The organism is Methylorubrum aminovorans, from assembly GCF_022179725.1.
Taxonomy (GTDB): Bacteria; Pseudomonadota; Alphaproteobacteria; order Rhizobiales; family Beijerinckiaceae; genus Methylobacterium; species Methylobacterium aminovorans.
Genome location: NZ_BPRC01000014.1, coordinates 15,453 through 35,459, shown reverse-complemented (window position 1 = coordinate 35,459; position 20,007 = coordinate 15,453). Strand labels below are relative to the sequence as shown.

Below are 20,007 nucleotides of genomic sequence, written 5' to 3'. Positions count from 1 at the left end.
GACGCGCCGCGGCAACCGGGGCCGCGAGACGGAAAACCCGGACCGACAGGGTCGGCCCGGGCAAGTCATCGGAGGAGGAAAAAACCCGGGCACCGTGCCCGGTCAAGCGCTCCCGGGGCGATGCCCCGTCCCGGGAGATTCATGGCCGAAGGGGGCCGGCCATCGGGTGTCTCTCACGAAAGTCCCGCTGCACCGCCATCGCCAGAGCGAGGACTGTCCGCGACCGGGAGTTTCGTGAGGCACTTCTCAGTACGGGCAGTCCAGGGACTGCCCGCCGTCACCCGTCAGACCGCGCGAGCCTCGTGCATCGCGGCGATCTGCTCAGGCGAGTAACCGAGGCCCGCGAGGACCTCATCGGTGTGCTCGCCGAGCAGCGGCGAAGCCTTGATGTCGACCTTCAGGTCCGAGAACTTGATCGGGCTTCCGACGGTCAGGTACGAGCCGAGCTTCGGATGCGGGACCTCGACGATGGTGCCGCTGGCGCGCAGTGACGGATCGGCGGCGATCTCCTTCATCGACAGCACCGGCGAGCACGGGATGTCGAACTTGCGCAGGATGTCGACGGCCTCGAACTTGGTCTTGTCGGCCAGCCAATCCTCGATGATCGCGAAGATCTCGAAGATCTTGTCCTGGCGGGCGCGGGGCGTGTTGTAGGCCGGATCGTCGATCCACTCCTCACGGCCGAGCGCCTTGCAGATCGGGGCCCAGGCGTGACCCTGGATGGTGAAGTAGATGTAGGCGTTCGGGTCGGTCTGCCAGCCCTTGCACTTGAGCACCCAGCCCGGCTGGCCGCCGCCGCCCGCGTTGCCGCCGCGCGGCACCACGTCCGAGAACTCGCCGTGCGGGTATTGCGGGTACTCTTCGAGGTAGCCGATGGCGTCGAGGCGCTGCTGGTCGCGCAGCTTCACGCGGCAGAGGTTGATCACCGAGTCCTGCATCGACACGGCGACCTTCTGGCCCTTGCCGGTCTTGTTCTTGGCGTGCAGCGCCGTGAGGATGCCGATGGCCAGGTGCATGCCGGTGTTCGAGTCGCCGAGCGCGGCGGCCGACACGGTGGGCGGACCGTCCCAGAAGCCGGTGGTCGAGGCGGCACCGCCCGCGCACTGCGCCACGTTCTCGTAGACCTTCAGGTCCTCGTAGTGGTGGCCGTCCGAGAAGCCCTTCACCGAGGCGAGGATCATGCCCGGGTTGAGTTCCTGGATGCGGGCCCAGGTGAAGCCCATGCGGTCGAGTGCGCCGGGGCCGAAATTCTCGACCATCACGTCGGACTCTTGAATCAGCTTCTCGAGGACTTCCTTGCCCTGCTGGGTCTTGGTGTCCAGCGTCAGCGAACGCTTGTTGGAGTTCAGCATCGTGAAGTAGAGCGCATCCGCGTCCTCGACGTGGCGGAGCTGGGTGCGCGTCACGTCGCCGGAGCCCGGACGCTCGACCTTGATCACGTCGGCTCCGAACCACGCGAGGAGCTGGGTGCAGGCGGGGCCGGCCTGGACGTGCGTGAAATCGATGATTCTGATCCCGTCGAGCGGCTGGGTCATCTTGGTTTTCTCCCTCTTTCGACTTCGTTGTGAGTTGGCGTTGTTGGAAAGTCGGAAAACAATGCTTTAGGCAATATCTCTGAATGACGTCGGTCTGCTGTGTCCACTTCAGGCGCAGACCAGCGTCCCCAAAGCCTCCTCCAGTTCCGCGACGCGGCGGCGTAAGGCGCGCTCTTCCTGGAAGCGCTCGGTCTCGTCGCGGATGATTGCGGCGATGCCGGTTACCTCGCCTTCCGCGCCGTGCAGCAGCGCGACGGTGAAGGCGATGGAGAGCGCCCGGCCGTCCTTGTGCAGGGCGGGGACCTTGAGCAGCGATGTGCCGTAGCGGGTCTCGCCCGTGCGCATCGTCTTGGCGTAGCCGTCCCAGTGGCGCTTGCGGTGACGCTCCGGGGTGATGAGATCGAGGGTCTCGCCCATCGCCTCGGCCTCCGAGAAGCCGAAGATCCGCTCCGCGGCCGGATTCCAGGTGACGATCCGTCCGTCCGCGTCGGAGATCACCACCGCGTCGCCGATTGCCGCGACGAGCCCTGATGTATCGAAGGCCTGCGATGGGGCCATTCGCGCCTCCTTTGTGCCGTTGCTAGCCCAGAGGCCGCATGACGAGCGGAGAGAGACGATATCGGTCGAGGATGCCGCGTTCGGTCATGGCAGGCGTTGCCTCCTTGGCTTCCCGGGTCCTGGGCTTCCCGAATTCCGGGTGTCCCAGATCGAGGCCGCTCTTTGCGGTGGCTCATCGATTGGCATCTGGTATACCAGATACGAATAGCAGGTCAAGGCGCACTGCGCGGCTCGAACGAGATCGCGGCGGGGCGGTTGATAGGGAGGCGAGGAGGCCGGAATGTCGGACAAGCACAGCATCAAGATCCGGCAGATCGAGGCCTACGCCTTCCGGATCGAGTTCGGCGAAGCCTTCGTGCCGCTCATGACCGACGAGCCGGAGCCGATCGGCGGCGGCACCGGTCCCTCGCCGGAGCAGGTGCTGATCGCCGCCGTCAGCAATTGCCTGTGCGCGAGCCTCGCCTTCGCGCTCGGCAAGTACCGGCAGGAGGGCGGTGGCGTGAGCGCCGAGGCGATCGGGCGGGTGGCCCGCAACGCGGAAGGCCGCCTGCGCCTCGTCGGGATCGAGGTCGACATCGCCCTTGGCGCATCGGCCGAGTCGATGGACCGGCTCGACCGGGTTCTCGCTCAGTTCGAACAGTTCTGCACCGTATCCGAGAGCGTCAAGGCCGGGGTTCCGGTGGCGGTCGCGGTGCGGGACGGGCAGGGTAACCGCCTGAAATAGACACGTCTCACGAACAGGGAGGAGCAACGATGAGCGAGAACGAGAGGGACGTGGCGCGCGAGCCCGAGGATCTGGCCCGGCTCTTCCACGAGCGGGCCAATGCCGGCGACGCCGAGGGGCTGGTCGCCCTGTACGAGCCGCAGGCTGTGGTCGCCGCGGGCGACATCGTGGCGAGTGGGCACGACGAGATCCGCCGCTTCTACACGGATCTGCTGGCCCGCAAGTCGGACTTTCCTGAGCCCGAGACGCTGCCGGCGATCCGCAACGGCGACCTCGCGCTCACCTTCGCGCGGCTGCCGAACGGTGCGCTCTCGGTCGAGTCGGCCCGCCGGCAGCCGGACGGCACGTGGCGCTGGGCGATCGACCAGCTCAAGATCAAGCCGGTCACGAAGGGCTGACGTCAGGAGTTTCGAAAGGACGGGTCCTTTTCATAGGGTCCAGGGCGGAGCCCTGGTTGAAGGGAGGCCGGGGTTCCACCCAGGCGCCCAGCCAAAGGGATGATCCCTTTGGGATCCCTCAATCCGCAGAGGCCGAACGGCGCGGCGTGGTGCTGCGCCGGTTGGCGAAGACGCCGGGGGCGGTGCCGGGCACCACGACCATGCGCCGAACCTCGCCGCGCAGGTAGGCCTGGAGGAAGCGGGTGTAGTTCTTGAACACGACGCAGCCGTTCGAAGCGCCGCTCGGGCCCAGCATGTAGGTGTGAGCGAGGATGCCATCGCGGCCGTGGATGGCGGCGGAACCGCCGACCGGGTTGAGGCGGATCGCCCGCACCCCGTGGAACAGAGCTTCGCGCTCCCGCAGGTCGTAGACGCCGGGCGGAGTGGCGCCACGCATCCGGACGTGGACGTAGTCCGGGTTGTCCTGAGCGACGCCGAGGCCGGAATGGGCCTCTAGTACCTCGCCGTTCGGCAGGGTCACGGTGGCGGCGCTGATGTCGTAGACGGCCACGCCCGGCTCGGAGACCGGACCCGGCACCACCCGCCGCCGCGCGGCCGAGTCGACCGCGCCCCTGTCGAGCCCAGCATAGGCCATCGCCTTGTTCGAGGCCGGTGCGGGCGCCGAGGAGCCGGGCAGGTCGAACATCTTCTCGAAGAAGGAGCGGTCGTCGGTCACCGCGGCGCTGAACACGCTGCGGGTCGGCTCGGTGGCGGCGCGCGCCGTGGCGATCCGGTTCGAGGCGGCGCGGGCGGTCTGCATCCGCGGCTCGTAGCGGAACTCCTCGGGGCGCCGCATCGGCAGGGGCACGGTGAGCGCGACGCGGGCCGCCGGCGCGGCCGGGCGCGGTGTCACGGCGGGCGGCGCCTCGGCCATCGCCGCCGCGGGGAGGGCGGCCAGGGCCGCGGCCGGTTCGGGCGCCGCCGGCGTCCGGAAGGCGATGGTCTTCGGAGCCTGTGGAACGAAACCCCGCGTGGCGGTGTCGAGAACCGGCGCGGGATCGAACATCGAGGCCAGGGCGCTCGGTGCGACCGGCGCCGCCTCCGCCTGTTCGGCCTCGCCGGACACCTGCACGGTCGCGGCGGGCGAGGGCGCCTCGGCATCCTGCGGCTGCAGCAGACCGGCCAGCGCAAGGCCGCCGAGGGCGGTGAGCGCGAGAACGGCAAGGGGCGGTCCGCGTCGACGGCGGACGACGGGCCGGGCGGAGCGACTCTGGACGAGCTCGGCGATGTCCATGCGGGCGGTACTCGACAACGCGGATCCCACACGGCCTCCCGCCGTCGTTTCCGGCTTAACTGTGCCAGAATGACGATCGAGATGGCTTTGCCGATTAGGGAATGATCAACCTTAAGCCTTTCCGTATTGAACGGGATCTTGGTTAATCTTGCCTAAACCGTAGCCCTGCCCGCTAAAAAACGCTCGATCACGATTTTCAGGGTCGAGTGGTGTCGCGGGGCATCGATGCACCGGCGTTCCGGTTTGCCGCATAGGGCGGTGTGCCTCGTGGGTCACAAGTTGTGTAATGTTGTTACATCTCATCGGGCGGCCTGTTGACCCTGCATCGCGGCGCAGCGAAGTTGCTGCGGTCAAGGTTCCCCCGGATGCAGGTTCGGGGGCTAAGAGGGAATTCGGTAAGCCCGTCCGGGCGAAGCCGAAGCTGCCCCCGCAACTGTGAGCGGTGAGCCCCGTCAGGAATGGTCACTGGTGCGCCGCACCGGGAAGGCCGGGACGGAGGCGCGGACCCGTGAGCCAGGAGACCTGCCTTGGCGTGACGATGTCCCCCGGGCGGGGTGTTCCGGCGGCGTGCCTGAGCGGCGAGCGTGTCTCCACGCGCGTGCGGCTCGGCATCCGCTTGGGCCCGCGCCCGTACAGCCAGAGCGCGCCCTGTGAGAGTTCGGACGAGCCTGAATGCCACCGATGTTGCGAGGCCGGTCCGGCGCCCGCGCTGGATGCTGGCCGCCCTGCTCTGCGCCGGCCTGCCCGGCCCGCAGGTGCGGGCGCAGGAAGCGGTGACCCTGGAGGAATTGGCGGTCGAGGGGGAGGGGCGCGGCCAGGGCGTCGGCAACGGCGCGCCTGACGGCCGGACGGCGGCGGCCGGTACGGTCGGCCTGATCGGTCCGACACCGGGCTACCGCGCCGACCGCGCGGTGAGCAGCACGAAGACCGACACACCGCAGCGCGACGTGCCCCAGATCGTCACGGTGGCGCCGCGTGAGGTCATCACGGATCTGAACGCCACCCGCGTCGACCGTGTCTTCAACTACACGCCGGGCGTCGCGCAGCAGAACAATTTCGGCGGCCTCTCGGTGTTCAGCTACGCCATCCGCGGCGTGACCACCTCCGAGATCTACAAGAACGGCTTTCCCCTGAACCGCGGCACGCCGCCCCCGCCGGATACGCAGAACGTCGAGCGCATCGAGGTTCTGAAGGGCCCCGGCGGCGGTCTGTTCGGCCGCAGCGATCCGGGCGGGCTCGTCAACATCATCACCAAGCAGCCCACGGTCGAGCGCTTCGTCGAGATGGGCGGGCTGTGGGGCTCGTTCGGGCAGTTCCGCGGCACGGTCGATTCCGGCGGCGCGCTGAACGAGGAGGGCACGCTCCTCTACCGCTTCAACCTCGCCGCCGGTGCCCAGGGAAGTTTTCGCGATTTCGTGGACAGCGACCGATTGCTCGTCGCGCCCGTCCTGAGCTGGCAGATCACGCCGGACACCCGGATCACCGTCGAGACCGAGTTCCTGCGCAACCGCATCATCTTCGATCGCGGCGTCATCGCCCTCAACGGGCGGCTCGGAATCCTGCCGATCTCGCGCTTCCTCGGCGAGCCGGGCCAGAGCACCTACCAGACCAACAACACGATGCAGGTGCGGGTCGATCACCGCTTCAACGCCGACTGGCAGATGCGGCTCGCCACCCACTTCAACACCGGCACGCTGGAGGGCGAATCCGCCGAGATCCGCGCCATCGCCGCCGACAACCGCACCGTCTCCCGTGACCGCAACCTGCGCGACTACCGCTGGGACACGGCGATCGGCCAGGCCGAGGTGGTGGGGCGCTTCGACACCGCCGGCATCGGCCACACGATGTTGCTCGGCTTCGAGCGCGAGAGCACCGACAGCCGCGTGCTCTACCTGCGCTCGAACTTCCGCACGAGCCCCTACGCCATCGACATCTACGATCCGCGCTACGGCCAGCCGCTGCCGCCGCTCACCATCCCGCGCAACAACCTCGAGCGGATCACCAACACCGCCCTCTACGCGCAGGACCAGATCAGTCTCAGCCCGGAATGGAAGGCGCTCGTCGGCGTGCGCTTCGACTTCTTCGAGCAATCCTTCCGTGAGCGCACTGAGCGCTCCCAGGTCGATCAGACCTACTTCGCGGCGACCCCGCGAGCGGGCCTCGTCTACCAGCCGACCCCGGAACTCGCCCTCTTCGCCAATGTCGGCACGAGCTTCCGGCCCAATATCGGGCCCGACGCGGCCGCCGTGGCGCTGTCCGGGCCATTCGCGCCGGAGACGGGCATCGGCTACGAGGTCGGGAGCAAGATCGACCTCTACGGCGGCGCCCTGGCGCTGACCGCCACGGCCTTCCGGGTCGACCGGGAGAACGTGCTGACGCCCGACCCCAACAACACGGCCTTCTCGCTCGCTACCGGCGGAGTGCGGAGCGAAGGCTTCGAGTTGACGGCCGCCGGCCAGATCACGCCGGAGATCAAGATTCTCGCGGGCTACGTCTATGCCGACGCCTTCGTGACCAAGGACAACGTGCTGCCGGTGGGCTCGCCGCTCATCAACGTGCCGCGCCACTCGGGCAGTCTGCTCGCGGTCCACGAGGTGCAGGCCGGTCCGTGGAAGGGCCTCGGCCTCGGCGGCGGCGTGCGCGGCGTCGGCGAGCGGCCGGCGGACGCGGTCAACAGCTTCGCGCTGCCGGCCTACATCGCCGTCGATGCACTGGCCTATTACCGTTACGAGAATTTCCGCTTCGGGCTGAACGTCGAGAACGTGTTCGACACCGAGTACTACGAGAGTTCGCTCAACCGCTTCCGGGTCTATCCCGGCTCGCCCCGGCGCTTCACCGGCACGCTGAGCGTGCGGTTCTGATGGTCGCTCCGTCGGGCGCCGCCCCGGTTCCGCGCAGCCGCATCGGCGCCATCGATGCCCTGCGTGGGCTCGTAATGCTCCTGATGCTCGTCGATCATGTGCGCGAATTCTTCTACCTGCACGCCCAGGTGAGCGACCCGGTCAACCTCGCGGCGACGCCGCCGGACCTGTTCCTGACGCGGGCCGCCTCGCATCTCTGCGCGCCGGTCTTCCTGCTGCTGACAGGGCTCTCGGCGAGCCTCTACGGGCAGAAGCACGGCAGCCGGGTGGCGACCTCCGCCTTTCTGATCAAGCGCGGGCTGTTCCTGATCGTCCTCGAAGTGACGCTCGTGAACCTCGCCTGGACCCTCAACCCGCTGCCGCCGATCCTCTACCTGCAGGTGATCTGGGCGATCGGCCTCAGCATGGTGGCGCTTGGCCTCCTGCTCTGGCTGCCGCGCCCGGTTCTGATCGGCGTCGCGCTGGCGATCATGCTCGGGCACAACGCCCTCGACGGCATCGTGCTCGCGCCCGATCAGCCGGGCTACGCGCTGTGGGCGGTGCTGCATCAGCGTGGGATGATCCCGCTGCCCTGGGGCGCGGCGCGCACCTCCTATCCGGTCTTGCCCTGGATCGGTGTCATCGCGGCGGGCTACGCGCTCGGGCCACTCTACGCATCCGGTATCGACCCAGCCCGGCGCCGCCGACGCCTCGTCACCCTTGGGCTCGCGAGCCTGACGGCGTTCCTGATCCTGCGCGGCCTCAACGGTTACGGCGACCCGCATCCCTGGCAGGCGGGCAAGGACGGGATCGCGAGCGCCCTGTCCTTCATCAATCTCACCAAGTATCCGCCCTCGGCCGATTTCCTGCTCGCCACCCTCGGCCCCGGCCTCCTGCTGCTCGCGCTGTTCGAGCGCCTGCCGGATCGGCGCCTGCGCTGGCTCGCCGTGTTCGGCGGGGCGCCGCTGTTCTTCTATCTCGCCCATCTCTGGGCCCTGCGCCTCGTCTATGACGGCCTCACCGCCCTCGACCTCGCCGGCCCCTCCGGCCGGATCGAGGCCGGGGCGCCGTGGCAGATCTGGCCGATCGCGGCGGCCTTCGCGCTCGCCCTCTACCCGGCCTGTCTCTGGATGGTGCGGCTGAAGCGGCGCAGCGCGTGGCCGGGGTTGAGCTACTTGTAAAGGCCGAGATCCGGGGAGCGACCGCTTTGCGTGCGCATCCCCTCGCCCCGCCTGCGGGGAGAGGGGACAGGTTGAGGTTACTGATACCCCTTCGGGAAGGGGTTCGGCTCGATCAGCTCCGGGCTTTCGTAGACCACGTCGAACTGGCCGTCCGCGCGCGCCCGCGCCACACGGGTCTTCGACCAGAGATGGTGGTTCTCGTGGATCTTCACGAAGCCCTCCGGCGCATCCTTCATCTCGATGCCGGGCGAGGCCTCGATCACCCGGTCGATCTCGAAGCTGCCGGCCTTCTCCACCGCCGCCTTCCACAGGAAGGGGCTCAAGTAAGCCGCCTGGGTCGCGTCGCCGATGACGGTCTTCTCGCCCCAGCGCTTCTTGAAGGCGGCGACGAATTTCTCGTTGGCCGGGTTCTTCAATGACTGGAAGTACTTCATGCAGGTATAGGCGTCGGCGATGTTCTCGCCGCCGATGCCGTCCACCTCGTCCTCGGTGACGGAGACGGTGACGAGGATCTGTTTCTTCAGATCGATGCCGGCCGCCTTGAGCTGCTTGTAGAACGCTACGTTCGAGCCGCCGACGACGGTCGAGAAGATCACGTCCGGCTTCTTCAACTTGATCTTGTTGATGACCGAGTTGAACTGGGTGTGGCCGAGCGGGAAGTATTCCTCGCCCGCCACCGTGCCCTTCAGCACGCTGGTGATGTGCCGGGTGGCGATCTTGTTGGTGGTGCGTGGCCAGATGTAGTCCGAGCCGACCAGGAAGAAGGATTTGGCACCCTTCTCCTTGCCGACCCAATCGAGGCCCGCCAGCGTCTGCTGCGTCGCCTCCTGGCCGGTATAGATCACGTTCTTGGACTGCTCCAGGCCCTCGTAATAGGTCGGATAGTACAGCAGGCCGTTATACTGCTCGAAGACCGGCAGCACCGCCTTGCGCGAGGCCGAGGTCATGCAGCCGAACACGGCCGCGCAATGGTCGTTGACGACGAGCTTGCGCGCCTTCTCGGCGAAGGTCGGCCAGTCGGAGGCGCCGTCCTCTTGGATGATCTTGATCTGCCGGCCGAGCACGCCGCCGGCCGCGTTGATCTCCTCGATGGCGAGTTTTTCGCCCTGCGTCGTCCCGGTCTCGGAGATCGCCATCGTGCCGGTGAGTGAGTGCAGGATGCCGACGGTCACCTCCTTGTCGGTCACGGCGAGCGCGCCCGCGCCGGTCTGCGCGAAGGCGCGCCCCGGCAGGGCACCCAGCAGCGGCGAGGCGGCAAGGCCGAGGAGAAGGCGGCGACGGAGATGGAAGTGGGCGTCGTTTCGGTCACGCGAGCGCATGTCTTCTCGAAATCCTTCGAACGTCATCCAGTCGATCGGCCCGAATGACGGCCATGTGGCCGCCAGACAAGACCAATGCCCCCGCCTGTATTTCGTCTCAGGAAACCGATTTGTATCAAGGGGAATTGCTGTGCGGCCTGCCCATATTTCTTGCGATGTGCCGCCCGGATGATCGTTTCGCAGCCATCTCTACTTTCGGCGCCGGCCGGGCGCGCACCCGCTCAAGGCCTCGAACACGATCCGGAACACCGCATCCATGCCGGCCGAGAGGGCGCCGCCGTCCGGCGCGAGCAGGCGCAGGCCGAGGCCGGCCCCGTTGGGCAGCGGGCTCACGCCGGTCAGGCATCCGGCGGCATCGCCTGCCTGCCGCAAGGTGAGGCCGGCCAAGCGCGCGTCGTCGGGGGCGCCGAGCACGACCATCGTGCCGTAGGCACGATGAGGCCCCATCGGCGAGGCCGCTCCCGCGAACGCGGCTCCGTCGATCCGGCCGCGCTCCCGCACCAGCGGGCGGCCCTCGAGCGTCCGGATCGTCAGGCCGAGGTCGAGCCGGTCGAACGGCCGCCCCTGGCCGAGCGGATCGTGGCAGGCTACGCTCTCGGTGACGATGGCGCGGGCACCCGGCTCTGCGGTGATCTCGGTCGAGACCGCGAGATGCGCGCCGGGAAACAGGATCAGCGGATCGGGATTGAGCGCGAGGAGGGCATCGGCCGCGATGGTCAGCCGCGTCTCCTGGCGCGTGGGCTCGGGGCCGCCGCGATGCACCACGGTGCCAGCCTGCGTCGTGACGTGGACCCGCGCGCCGGGGCGCGCCGCGATGTCGAGGGTAAGGTGGTCGGCGGCGTAGAGGCCGCCCGAGGCCGATTGCAGGTAGAGCGTGGCGAGATCCGGGCTCTCCGGATGCATCCGGAAGGCGCGGGTGATGTGGAACGGGTAGGGCACGCCCTGCCGCGAGAGCACGGTGGTGCCCCCGCCGCGGGCGAAGACCAGCGCCGCTTGCACCCTGCGCCCGGTCGGAGCGTGGGTCGTGGCGGGTGCCTCGGAAACGTCGTCCAGCGACAGGGCCATCAGGGCGCGAACAGCACGGCGCGGCAGATCGCGTCGGCCACCGCCTCGACGCCCTCGCCGGAGCGGGCGTTGGTGGCGGCCACCGGTTTCGTACCCCGGACGCGTGCGGCCTCCGCCAGCATGCCGGGCAGATCGACGCCGACATGGGGCGCGAGATCGGTCTTGTTGATGACGAGGAGGTCGCAGCGCAGCACGCCGGGGCCGCGCTTCCTCGGGATGTCGTCGCCGCCCGCCACGTCGATGACGAAGATCCACCAATCGACCAGATCGAGGGAGAAGGTCGAGGCGAGGTTGTCGCCGCCCGATTCGAAGATCAGGAGCTGGAGCCCCGGAAACTTCGTCTCCAGATCGTCGCCCGCGGCGATGTTGAGGGTCGGATCCTCGCGGATCACGGTGTGCGGGCAGGCGCCGGCCTCTACCGCCTCCACGCGCGCCGGGTCGATCAGCCCGGAGCGGCGCAGGCGCTCGGCATCCTCCTTGGTGACGAGGTCGTTGGTGACCACGGCGAGATCGACGCCGCGCGCCTGAAGCGCCGGGATCAGACGCTCGATCAGCGCGGTCTTGCCGGAGCCGACCGGGCCGCCGATGCCGATGCGGGCGGCGGTGACGGTCTCGGGCAGGGCAGGGGAGGGGAGGGCGGATACGGTCATCGCAGCATGTAGCGTTGGGCCAGAGGCAGGACGGTCGCGGGCTCGCAGGTGGCGAGTTCGCCGTCGACGAAGACCTCGAAGGTCTGCGGATCGACCCGGATGTCCGGGCAGGCGTCGTTCCAGAGCATGTCGGCCTTGGTGAGCGTGCGGGTGCCGCGGGCCGGCAGCAGGTTCTTTCGCAGTCCCAGGCTCTCGCGAAGCCCGCCTTCGATGGCGAGCGGGTGGACGAAGCAGGCGGACAGCCCTTGCTTGGCCAGCCCGAAGGCACCCCATTGCGGGCGCATCAGCATCGGCTCGCAGGTCATCAGCGAGGCGGCAGAGTCGCCCATGGCGCCCCAGGCGATGAAGCCGCCCTTGATCACAAGTTCCGGCTTGATGCCGAAGAAGGCCGGGCGCCAGATCACGATGTCGGCCATCTTGCCGGGCTCCAGCGAGCCGATGTGATCTTGAATGCCGAAGGTACGCGCGGCGTTGATCGTATATTTGGCGATGTAGCGCTTGATCCGGGCGTTGTCGCCGAAGCCCGGCCGCTCCTCGGGCAGGCTTCCGCGCTGGTCCTTCATCTTGGAGGCCAGTTGCCACGTCCGGCAGATCACCTCGTGGATGCGGCCCATGCCCTGGCTGTCGGAGCCGAGCATCGAGATCGCGCCGATGTCGTGCAGCACGTCCTCGGCCGCGATGGTCTGCGCGCGGATGCGGCTCTCGGCAAAGGCCACGTCCTCGGGGAGCGCCGGGTTGAGATGGTGGCACACCATCGTCATGTCGAGGTGCTCGTCGAACGTGTTGACCGTGTAGGGGTTGGTCGGGTTCGTCGAGGAGGGCAGGCAGTGGGGCAGCCCCGCTACGCGGATGATGTCCGGCGCGTGCCCGCCGCCGGCACCTTCCGTGTGGTACATGTGGATGGTGCGCCCGCCGATCGCCGCCAGCGTGTCCTCCACGAAGCCGGATTCGTTGAGCGTGTCGGTGTGGAGCTGAACCTGGAAGTCGTGCTCGTCGGCGAAGCTGAGGCAGGAATCGATCGCCGCCGGCATCGCTCCCCAATCCTCGTGGATTTTTAAGCCGAGCACGCCGGTCTCGAGCTGTTCCTTCAAGGCCGCCGGCTTGTGGGTGTTGCCCCGTCCCAGAAAGCCGAAATTAACCGGCCAGGCTTCCGCCGCCTGAAGCATTTTTCCCGTGTTGAACGGCCCGCCGGAATCGATGCCCACCGTGATCGGCCCAAGCGAGCCGCCGAGCAGCGTGGTGATGCCCGAGGCAATGGCGTGGTCGGGCAGGCCCGCGGAATCGAAGTGCACATGCACGTCGATGGCGCCGGGGGTGGCGATCAGTCCCTCGCAGTCGCGCACCGTGGTGCCGGCCGACACGATCAGGTGCGGATCGACCCCGTCCATGATCGCCGGGTTGCCGGCCTTGCCGAGACCGACGATGCGCCCGTCCTTGATGCCGAGATCGCCCTTCACGATGCCGAGCACCGGATCGATGACGAGAACGTTGCACAGCAGGAAGTCGAGCGCGCCTTGCGCCGCCGTGACGCCGGGCGCCATGCCGATGCCGTCGCGCAGCGTCTTGCCGCCGCCGTGCAGGCACTCGTCGCCGTAGACCGCGTGGTCGTGCTCGACCACCGCGACGAGCGAGGTATCGGCGAGCCGCACGCCGTCGCCGGTGGTGGGGCCGTAGAGGGCGGCGTAGTCGCGCCTTGGGATCGTGACCATTTTTTCCCCTCTCCCTCAGGCGCCCTTGAAGCCGCGGGCCTTGGCGCGCTCCAGCGCCTCGGCGCGGGCCGCATCCGAGTCGAGCTTGCCCTGCGTCAGGTTGTTGAGGCCGGTGAGCTCCTTCGCGCCGCCGAACCCGGTGAGCGTCACCGTCTTGCGCTGGCCCGGCTCGAATCGCACCGCCGTGCCCGCCGGGATGTCGAGGCGGAAACCGAGCGCCTTGGCGCGGTCGAAGTCGAGCGCCCGGTTGACCTCGAAGAAGTGGTAGTGCGAGCCGATCTGCACCGGCCGGTCGCCGGTGTTGACGACCTCGATCGTGACCCGCGGGCGGCCGGCGGCGAGTTCGATCTCGCCCTCGGCCGGCAGGATCGCGCCGGGCTCCAGCGTGTCGGGCTCCGCGCCTTCGGCCGCACGGATCGGCTCGTGCACGGTGACGAGCTTGGTGCCGTCGGGGAAGACGCACTCGACCTGCAGGATCGGCATCATGGAGGCGACGCCGGGCATCACGTCGCCGGTGGTCAGGATGGTCGAGCCCCAGCCGATCAGGTCGGCGACCGAGCGCCCGTCGCGGGCGCCCTCCAAAATCTCGTCGGTGACGATCGCCACCGCTTCCGGGTAGTTCAGCTTCAGCCCTCGCGCCCGCCGCTTGCGGGCGAGTTCGGCGGCGGTGAAGATCGTGAGCCGTTCCATTTCGGTCGGCGTCAGCAGCATCAACTCGGCTCCTTCAATTCGCGAACAGGCGCAGCTCGGCCTGGGCCTGGCGCATCGCGGCGATCTCGATCAGCGGGGTGAAGCCGGTGAGCTCGATCTCGCCCGTCGAATCTGGCACGGGCTCTTCCAGCAATTCGGCGATGATCGGCAGCGCGGCACCCAAGCTCCGCTGCGCCTCGATCGCCCCGATGGCGCCGAGCCGCACCGCCGCCGAGGTCAGCCCGCTGGCGAAGAGGTAGCCGGAGACGGAGGCCGCCGTGCGCTCGTCGAGGCCGAGCCCCGGCCACAGGGCGCCCTGGATGGTGGGAAGATGTCCGATGAGCCTCCCTGCGCGCACGGCCGCGCGCAGATCGGCGGCGCCCGGCGTGCCGAGGCGGGCGTGCGAAGCGAGCAGCGAGGCGCCGTTACGGCGGCTGCCGACCCGCATCGGCTCGGCGAGCGAGGCGGCCTCGACCGCGGCGTCAATCACTGCCAGCTGCTCGATCGCCGGACCTGCGCGATGGGCGAGGATCAGCGCGACCCGGTCGGTCCCGGCCCAGCGGAAGCGCAGGGCGGCGGCCACGGTGCGGGCAAGCGCCGCCTCGTCAAAGGCGGGATCGCCCGTGATCAAGCCTTCGAGGCCGTTGGAGAAGGCGAAGCTGCCGCTCGGGAAGGCGGTGTCGGCCTGCTGGAGCGCAGTGAGGGCGGCGAGCAACGGCTCAGCCCTCCTCGCTCGCATCGACGGAATGGGTGACGCGGCCCTCCGTCACCAGCGCGCCGAGCCGGACGAGGTAATCCTCCACCGGCCCCTCCAGGGCGACGAGGAGGGCCCCGCCGTCGAAGCGGACCCGCCAGTGCAGATTGCCGGCATGGTAGCCGAGTTCGAGCGCGTCAGCGGCGTTCGCCGCTACGAGACGAAGCCAGCGCTCGGTGCCGACGCGGGCGACCAGGGCATGATGATCGTCGAGGACGAGCACGGCCCCGTCGAACAGGGCCTGATCCCGCGGCAGGGCGAGCGCGATCTCCTCGCCGGCGATTGTTTTCGCCCTGAGGCGGCGTCGGGCCATATCGGCGCTCGGCACCGGCAGGATGTCCACCGCGCCGTGATGCTCGAGATGATGCAGGCGCTCGGCCAGACCAGCCTCCGACCGGCTGCCCAGAACGCGTTGGATCACACGCATACGCCACGACTCCAATGCACACGCCGCTCCACCCGGCGCGCGGGCGAAGTCATCCTTGAGGTGCCGAAACCGCGGGACGGTTTCCGATCACCCGCCGGACTCTATGCGAAGATCGGGCCAGAATCGAGCGTAATGAGAATGTATTTTTCTCCCAAAGAAAGAAGAGGCGATACGGTGCCCTTTCAGCGTGAGGCAACCACCGCGTTCGGGTCACGGCCGCGGCCCGCAACGACGACGACGCGACGGATCTCGCCGCGCAGGTAAGCCTGCAGGAACTTGTCGTAATCCTTGAACGAGATGCAGCCGTTCGAGGCGCCGTTGGGTCCGAGCAGGTAGGTGTGGGTCAGCAGGCCGACGCGGCCGTAGATCGCCTCGCTGCCGCCGACCGGCGTGAGACGGAGCGCCCGCACGCCATGGAACGGCGCCTCGCGCTCGGTCAGGTCGTAGGTGCCCGGCGGCGTCGGCCCACGCATCTTGAGGTGGACGAAGCGCGGGTCGTCCATGCTCTCGCCGAGGCCGGAGTGGGCCTCCAGCTGCTCGCCGTTCGGCAGCACCACGCTCTGGGCGCTGATGTCGTAGACCGCGATGCCGCCGTCGCCAGTCGGCGGCGTGACCGGGGCCGGTGCCGTGAGCGGACGGCGGGCAGCCGACTCGGCCGCGCCGTTCTCCAGGGCGGCGTAGGCGAGGGCCGGCGCAGGGGCGGCGGGTCGCTCGACGCCGAGCAGCCGCTCGAAGAAGGTGCGGGTGTCCTCCACCTCGGCCGGCGCGACCGCCACGGTGGACCGGCGCGCGGCGAGCCGCTCCGCCCGGCGCAGGGCCGCCGCCGCACCGAGACTCGTCAGCTCGGGCGGGCGCCGCACGGGGAGGGGCACGAGCTGGGCGACGGCCGCCTCCTGCGGAGGGTCCGGAAGCCAGAACAGCGCCGCCATCCCGAAGCGGGCGTCGATAGGTGCGGACAGGGTTTGCGGCGCCCATTCGGCGAGTGCGACGTCCTGTGACTCTGCGGCTTCCGGCGCGGATGCCTGCGTCGCGGTCGGCACCTGAAGCGGTTCCTCGACCGGCGCCTGGGCAACAATTTCGACCGCCGCTTCCGCAAGAGCCTCCGGCACCGGTTCCGCCGCAGGCGGCACCACGACAGCCTGTCGGGGCGGCAGACCGAGCGATACGAACGGGGCGGAGGAGGCGAGGATCAGCGCCGCGCTCAGATAGGCTGCCGTGGGCAGCGCCCATGAGAAGAGAGGATGTGCCATGCTGCGCCGCCCGAAATCCCGTCCTGGAGCGGCCTTCGCCCCCGAACCGACCTGTCGGCACGGGCGCAAGGCCCTCGCCGCCGGTCAATCTGTCGTTAACCAAATGTGCGGCGGCACTCGGCGATTCTGGGGCGAGATCGTGGTCGGGCAGGGGTAAAACCGGAGCGGACTTTGGGCCGGGCGAGCCCTGGACTGTGATGGGATCGCGCGCTGGTTGCGCATCGCCCAGAGGCCGGCCGGATCTGGCACTTTGCTTCTGACTGAATTCGTGGCTCTCCAAATCATAGAAATAGACGTATCGATATGAAATATTTTGTGATTATTGGTGAAATGACGATATAAATATTTTGGCCTGTATCATGGGCGGCCTCAATCATCTGGGAGGTCGGACGTGCCCTCGGATCTGCTCGAAGGATGTGCTGATGGCGTTCAGGGCCTGACGCCGCATGCTGAGCAGATGCTTCATTTCGAGCTGAGCCGATCCGCGGGGCGGCCCTTCGAGGTCCGGCAGGGGCGGCAGGATATGCGCGTAGTAGGTTCGCCCGAGCAAGCGATGCAGCAGGCGTTCGCCGGGAAAGGGTTCGTTGTTGTTGAGTGCGCGCGCGGCCTTGAGGAGGTTGCGGATGTCGTACTGGACCGGGCTGATATCCGGCACCTGCTTCTTCAGGTCGAGCAGCGTATAGACAGCTATGCGAGCGGTTCGGATCGAGCTGTCCATCGTAAAGATGATGTCGTTCGCGGTTTCGACGAACTGGCCCATCAGGCCCAGATTCGTGCAGCCCTTCGGCACCACATGCGGCCGGTCGCCCGCGGCGCGGGGCATGAACATCGCCGTGATGTACGGCATGAGCGCGAGGCGCACTTTCGTCTTGGCCGCAACCGCCTCGCTCTGATCGGCAATCCCGAGATGGAAGCAGAGTTCGTTCAGGATCTCCCGGCCGGTACAGGCCGGCATCGGCTTGCGGACATGATTCCCGTCCTTGTCCATCAGCAACGCGTAGGCCCAGAGGACCAGCACATCCTTGGGCTGTTCAGGGAAATGCGGCTGACGGTTGCAGGTGACGCTCAGGACCCAGTTCGAGTCCGTGAAGGTGATGATCCCGCCCGTCACGGTCTTGCCCGAATAGGGATCGTTGACCGCCAGCTCCTTCAAGCGCTCGACGAGGGGCGACGGTTCGCAGGTCAGCGTCACCGATTCCCACATCGATTTCTCGGTATCGCCGTAGAATTTTACGGGTTTACCGAAGATCGGCGACGTCTCGGCCAAGTTCTTCCACAGCGTCCAATCGCTGTCCTCGCCCGGATCGTGCCGGCCGCGTTCGAGGATCGGCGCATGGTCCATGTCACCGCAGGCCGTGCCCTCGGTCATTGAGCCCGTCAGGGCGAAGACCACGTCCCCGGCCGCGACCGGGATGACCTCATCCTTGCCGTCCGCCCGGATGTGGATGCCCGTGACCGTCCGCGTCTCGCCCTCGACGCGCATCGCGAGATCGGTGGCCCGCGCGCCGAACCGCACCTTCACCCCGCGGGCCTGAAGGTGGTTCACCAGCGGGCGGACGAAGCTGTCGTACTGATTGTATTTCGGGAAGACGAGCGCCGACATGTCCGTCAGTCCGTCGATCGCGTCGAGGAAGCGGTGCATGTAGAGCTTCATTTCGAGGAGGCTCTGCCAATTCTCGAACGCGAACATGGAGCGCCAGAGAAACCAGAAATTGGTCTCGAGGAATCCGGGGCTGAAATATTGCTCGATCGTGATGTCGTCGAGATCTTCCTTGCGCTTGAGTAGCAGCCGGATCAGCTCCCATTGCTGGGATTTCGTGAGGCCAAACCTCGAGAAGTCGCGGACCTGCCCCTGCTGGTGCATGAGCCGCGCCTTGGAGTAATTGGGGTCACGGTCGTTGACGAGCCGGTACTCGTCGAGGACGCTGTAGCCCTCGGGCAGTTCCAGCGCCTGAATATCTTGGAACATGTCCCAGAGGTTGTCGTAATTCCAGTTCATCTCGCGACCGCCGCGGATGATGTAGCCGTCCTGCGGATTGCCGGCGCCGTCGAGGGAGCCGCCCTCGACGCTCAAGGCGTCGAGGATGGTGATGTCCTCGCCCTTCATGCCGCCGTCGCGGATCATGTAGAAGGCGGCGGCGAGGCCGGCGATGCCGCTGCCGATGATCCAGGCCTTGCGCCCCTCCACCCGCTGACCCGGCACGGGGCGGTTGCGCATGTAGGCGCCCATCATGTCCGGGGGCGGAAGCGTGTTGTCGGGCCGATGGTGCCAATAGGCTGCCGATGCATCCGCCTCGACGGTAAAATCGCGGCCTTCTTCGCCTGGATGGGCCCCAGCCATTGCGCGTCTCCGAGGAAAGCGGACGGTGTCGTTGTTCCGGCGCAGCGGATCAGGCGGTCATCGGTTCGCCGTCGCAGGCATGGCTTTCGGACGAATGCCTGCTCGACGCACGGGTGAAACCTCGGCTCCCGGCCGGAGCCTCATCTCGGCCCGTGGGCTGCGTCTTCCAATGAGGCAGATCAATTGATGCTGCCGATTTGTGAGGTAGGGTTGGGAATCGGCTCTCAAGTTTTGGCGAAGAACTAATTTATCGATTATTAAAGCAAAAGCTTGCTTCAGAGTAGGCTGTTGTCTGAAGATCCGTTGGAGTGATCGAGGCGTTTTGCCGGTTGCGGCATGGAAGAGTGACCATGTGCTGTCATCACTTCGGTGACCTGTCTCCCGACGGTGCGCGACGCCGGAAGACGATCAGATCCCACGGCGTGCCCGCCGCGCTCAAGTTTCGGCGGGCGCCCGGAGGCTTGCCTCCGTGCGCCCGTAACAGCGTGCCCGCCATTCTCCCGCGCTTGGCGAGAACCGGCGGGTTCGGTTCGCCACCCTGACCGTGCCACGGCCCACGACACCCGTCGCACCGTCTTCATCGAGGAGGAATGAATGGCCGAGCTTGTGGTGATTGGATTCGAGGATCCGCAACAAGCGGACAGCGCCCTGAACGAGTTGGCACGCCTGCAGACCGAGTATCTGATTGATCTGGAGGATGCGGTCGTCGCCGTGCGGAGCCCGGACGGCAAGCTGCGGCTCAAGCAGAGCGTCGATCTGATCGGGGCGGGAGCGGCCTCCGGCGGCATCTGGGGCGCGATGTGGGGCTCGCTGGTCGGCCTCCTCTTCCTGAACCCGCTGCTCGGCCTCGCCACGGGGGCGGCGCTCGGGGCGGGAGCAGGGGCCCTATCGGGCAAGCTCGCCGATTACGGCATCAACGACGATTTCATCCGCTCCGTCGCCGAGGCCGTTCAGCCGAACACCTCGGCCCTGTTCATCCTCGTGCGCAAGGCGCAGCCGGAGAAGGTCCTCGCGGAGATGAAGCAGTTCCGGGGGTGCGTGATCCGCTCCTCGCTCTCGCCAGAGCAGGAAAGCCGGCTCCAGGCGGCTTTGTCGGGACCGGAGGTGTCGATGCCCGGAAGCGCAGAGCCAGCCGCGTCTTCCGCTGCGGACGGCACGGCGGCCCCGGATATCGGCAGCAGCCCGCAGCCGCCCGGCGGGGCCACCGGTCCGACGGGGGCCTGATCCCGGCAGGCTGCCGGTCGAGCGGGTGCGGACGGACCAGCGGGGCGGCGGCGGTCGCCTCGCGCCCCG

The 20,007-nt window shown here is 67.9% G+C and carries 17 protein-coding genes and 1 riboswitch; of the genes, 5 read left to right on the top strand and 12 right to left on the bottom strand.

What is annotated here, in order from left to right; all coding sequences use genetic code 11:
* Positions 1-284 precede the first annotated feature (284 nt).
* The gene (gene frc, locus MFF24_RS18085) at positions 285-1,535 is read right to left on the bottom strand and encodes a formyl-CoA transferase (RefSeq protein ID WP_108939065.1); all 1,251 of its coding nucleotides are present in this window, start codon (positions 1,533-1,535) and stop codon (positions 285-287) included.
* A 108-nt stretch (positions 1,536-1,643) separates the two neighbouring features.
* A complete protein-coding gene (locus MFF24_RS18080; RefSeq protein WP_108939064.1) occupies positions 1,644-2,093 on the bottom strand; it encodes a PAS domain-containing protein in 450 nt (149 codons plus the stop codon).
* Positions 2,094-2,373: 280 nt separating this feature from the next.
* Between MFF24_RS18080 and MFF24_RS18075 the strand changes: the two genes are divergently transcribed.
* Positions 2,374-2,817, top strand: coding sequence for an OsmC family protein (locus MFF24_RS18075; protein WP_108939063.1), 444 nt, complete (start codon positions 2,374-2,376; stop codon positions 2,815-2,817).
* Between the two features lie 29 nt (positions 2,818-2,846).
* The gene (locus MFF24_RS18070; protein ID WP_108939062.1) at positions 2,847-3,215 is read left to right on the top strand and encodes a YybH family protein; all 369 of its coding nucleotides are present in this window, start codon (positions 2,847-2,849) and stop codon (positions 3,213-3,215) included.
* A 118-nt stretch (positions 3,216-3,333) separates the two neighbouring features.
* Here the strand turns inward: MFF24_RS18070 and MFF24_RS18065 are convergent, their stop codons facing one another.
* Positions 3,334-4,488 (bottom strand): DUF2778 domain-containing protein, encoded by a 1,155-nt coding sequence (locus MFF24_RS18065; protein ID WP_238226150.1) that lies wholly within the window; start codon positions 4,486-4,488, stop codon positions 3,334-3,336.
* Between the two features lie 336 nt (positions 4,489-4,824).
* Positions 4,825-5,032, top strand: a riboswitch (cobalamin riboswitch).
* Between the two features lie 106 nt (positions 5,033-5,138).
* Between MFF24_RS18065 and MFF24_RS18060 the strand changes: the two genes are divergently transcribed.
* Together MFF24_RS18060 and MFF24_RS18055 are read left to right on the top strand one after the other, a co-directional pair.
* Positions 5,139-7,349: a TonB-dependent siderophore receptor gene (locus MFF24_RS18060; RefSeq protein WP_238226148.1), complete on the top strand. Its 2,211-nt coding sequence runs from the start codon at positions 5,139-5,141 to the stop codon at positions 7,347-7,349.
* Positions 7,349-8,509 (top strand): acetyltransferase domain-containing protein, encoded by a 1,161-nt coding sequence (locus MFF24_RS18055; protein ID WP_238226145.1) that lies wholly within the window; start codon positions 7,349-7,351, stop codon positions 8,507-8,509. Before MFF24_RS18060 ends, MFF24_RS18055 begins: the two co-directional genes overlap by 1 nt.
* Before the next feature lie 77 nt (positions 8,510-8,586).
* Here the strand turns inward: MFF24_RS18055 and urtA are convergent, their stop codons facing one another.
* The 9 genes from urtA to MFF24_RS18010 all read right to left on the bottom strand — a co-directional run bounded on the left by urtA (position 8,587) and on the right by MFF24_RS18010 (position 18,714).
* Positions 8,587-9,828 carry an urea ABC transporter substrate-binding protein gene (gene urtA / locus MFF24_RS18050; RefSeq protein WP_238226143.1) on the bottom strand — a complete coding sequence of 414 codons (1,242 nt, stop codon included), beginning with the start codon at positions 9,826-9,828 and terminating at the stop codon, positions 8,587-8,589.
* Positions 9,829-10,017: 189 nt separating this feature from the next.
* Positions 10,018-10,893, bottom strand: a complete 876-nt coding sequence (locus MFF24_RS18045; protein WP_238226141.1) for an urease accessory protein UreD — start codon at positions 10,891-10,893, stop codon at positions 10,018-10,020.
* Positions 10,893-11,543, bottom strand: coding sequence for an urease accessory protein UreG (gene ureG, locus MFF24_RS18040; RefSeq protein ID WP_238226139.1), 651 nt, complete (start codon positions 11,541-11,543; stop codon positions 10,893-10,895). The genes MFF24_RS18045 and ureG overlap by 1 nt, the downstream gene beginning before the upstream one ends.
* Complete coding sequence (gene ureC, locus MFF24_RS18035; protein ID WP_238226137.1) at positions 11,540-13,252, bottom strand: urease subunit alpha; 1,713 nt, start codon at positions 13,250-13,252, stop codon at positions 11,540-11,542. Before ureC ends, ureG begins: the two co-directional genes overlap by 4 nt.
* A gap of 15 nt (positions 13,253-13,267) precedes the next feature.
* Positions 13,268-13,963, bottom strand: a complete 696-nt coding sequence (locus tag MFF24_RS18030) for an urease subunit beta (protein ID WP_238226135.1) — start codon at positions 13,961-13,963, stop codon at positions 13,268-13,270.
* Between the two features lie 13 nt (positions 13,964-13,976).
* Positions 13,977-14,657 carry an urease accessory protein UreF gene (locus MFF24_RS18025; protein WP_238226132.1) on the bottom strand — a complete coding sequence of 227 codons (681 nt, stop codon included), beginning with the start codon at positions 14,655-14,657 and terminating at the stop codon, positions 13,977-13,979.
* Positions 14,658-14,661: 4 nt separating this feature from the next.
* Positions 14,662-15,123, bottom strand: coding sequence for an urease accessory protein UreE (gene ureE / locus MFF24_RS18020; RefSeq protein WP_238226130.1), 462 nt, complete (start codon positions 15,121-15,123; stop codon positions 14,662-14,664).
* Between the two features lie 182 nt (positions 15,124-15,305).
* Positions 15,306-16,373: a DUF2778 domain-containing protein gene (locus MFF24_RS18015; RefSeq protein ID WP_238226128.1), complete on the bottom strand. Its 1,068-nt coding sequence runs from the start codon at positions 16,371-16,373 to the stop codon at positions 15,306-15,308.
* 373 nt (positions 16,374-16,746) lie between these two features.
* Positions 16,747-18,714, bottom strand: a complete 1,968-nt coding sequence (locus MFF24_RS18010; protein WP_238226125.1) for an oleate hydratase — start codon at positions 18,712-18,714, stop codon at positions 16,747-16,749.
* Positions 18,715-19,308: 594 nt separating this feature from the next.
* Here MFF24_RS18010 and MFF24_RS18005 point away from each other — a divergent pair.
* The gene (locus tag MFF24_RS18005; RefSeq protein ID WP_238226122.1) at positions 19,309-19,938 is read left to right on the top strand and encodes a DUF1269 domain-containing protein; all 630 of its coding nucleotides are present in this window, start codon (positions 19,309-19,311) and stop codon (positions 19,936-19,938) included.
* Positions 19,939-20,007 lie beyond the last annotated feature (69 nt).

Excerpts from the sequence above, each read along its gene's own strand:
- frc (WP_108939065.1), bottom strand. The coding sequence starts at position 1,535 with ATGACCCAGCCGCTCGACGGGATCAGAATCATCGATTTCACGCACGTC.
- MFF24_RS18080 (WP_108939064.1), bottom strand. The coding sequence starts at position 2,093 with ATGGCCCCATCGCAGGCCTTCGATACATCAGGGCTCGTCGCGGCAATC.
- MFF24_RS18075 (WP_108939063.1), top strand. The coding sequence starts at position 2,374 with ATGTCGGACAAGCACAGCATCAAGATCCGGCAGATCGAGGCCTACGCC.
- MFF24_RS18070 (WP_108939062.1), top strand. The coding sequence starts at position 2,847 with ATGAGCGAGAACGAGAGGGACGTGGCGCGCGAGCCCGAGGATCTGGCC.
- MFF24_RS18065 (WP_238226150.1), bottom strand. The coding sequence starts at position 4,488 with ATGGACATCGCCGAGCTCGTCCAGAGTCGCTCCGCCCGGCCCGTCGTC.
- MFF24_RS18055 (WP_238226145.1), top strand. The coding sequence starts at position 7,349 with ATGGTCGCTCCGTCGGGCGCCGCCCCGGTTCCGCGCAGCCGCATCGGC.
- urtA (WP_238226143.1), bottom strand. The coding sequence starts at position 9,828 with ATGCGCTCGCGTGACCGAAACGACGCCCACTTCCATCTCCGTCGCCGC.
- MFF24_RS18045 (WP_238226141.1), bottom strand. The coding sequence starts at position 10,893 with ATGGCCCTGTCGCTGGACGACGTTTCCGAGGCACCCGCCACGACCCAC.
- ureG (WP_238226139.1), bottom strand. The coding sequence starts at position 11,543 with ATGACCGTATCCGCCCTCCCCTCCCCTGCCCTGCCCGAGACCGTCACC.
- ureC (WP_238226137.1), bottom strand. The coding sequence starts at position 13,252 with ATGGTCACGATCCCAAGGCGCGACTACGCCGCCCTCTACGGCCCCACC.
- MFF24_RS18030 (WP_238226135.1), bottom strand. The coding sequence starts at position 13,963 with ATGCTGCTGACGCCGACCGAAATGGAACGGCTCACGATCTTCACCGCC.
- ureE (WP_238226130.1), bottom strand. The coding sequence starts at position 15,123 with ATGCGTGTGATCCAACGCGTTCTGGGCAGCCGGTCGGAGGCTGGTCTG.
- MFF24_RS18015 (WP_238226128.1), bottom strand. The coding sequence starts at position 16,373 with ATGGCACATCCTCTCTTCTCATGGGCGCTGCCCACGGCAGCCTATCTG.
- MFF24_RS18010 (WP_238226125.1), bottom strand. The coding sequence starts at position 18,714 with ATGGCTGGGGCCCATCCAGGCGAAGAAGGCCGCGATTTTACCGTCGAG.
- MFF24_RS18005 (WP_238226122.1), top strand. The coding sequence starts at position 19,309 with ATGGCCGAGCTTGTGGTGATTGGATTCGAGGATCCGCAACAAGCGGAC.